The sequence below is a fragment of the Vibrio sp. 2134-1 genome, from assembly GCF_033339495.1.
Map to the genome: position 1 here is coordinate 1 of NZ_JAWOUS010000811.1, position 554 is coordinate 554.

The following is a 554-nucleotide window of genomic DNA, read 5'->3' on the forward strand; positions in this document are numbered from 1 at the left end:
TGAGCGATGGCTTCTATGTTTACTAAATCATAAAAAGGGGTTAGTTCCAGCCCTTTAGGGGTGACGAAGAAGCTAATATTTTTTCCATGGGCATCGTAGTTTAGCGTTGCTAGATTAAAGAGCATCCATTGGGTGAGCTTTAGGTTGGTGATTACCGTGTCTATAGTTTTGACGCTCAGTAGGCGTGGGAAAGAAACGCCATCACGCATATATACGCCATCGCCTTCATCCCCATTCTGACGCTCGTATTTGTAACCTGGAGGTAAGTCAGTTGCCTGACAGCCATCAATCACATGTCTTCGTTGAACGACATCACGAGCCGCGATATAGGCACGATCGAACCGCTCTATTATCAGTGTCCTAGTCTTCCCAATGCGAGTTAACTCAACATTAGCGACGTCCAAACCTGCTAGCTTGGCTAATGTCATGCAAAAGAACTCATTAACAGCAATACATGGTGCTTTACCGCTTTCAAATTTCAGAATGTAGTTCGAACTTAATTTGCCTTCGCCAAACCCCCATTCATCACCGCGCTTAAGTAAGTTTAATTTGTT

Annotated in this window: 1 protein-coding gene; it reads right to left on the reverse strand. The window is 44.0% G+C overall.

Annotated elements, in window-relative coordinates; translation table 11 throughout:
• Positions 1–554, reverse strand: a 554-nt coding sequence (locus R7R78_RS28670) for a HipA domain-containing protein (protein ID WP_225474917.1), incomplete at both ends; no start/stop codon positions are given.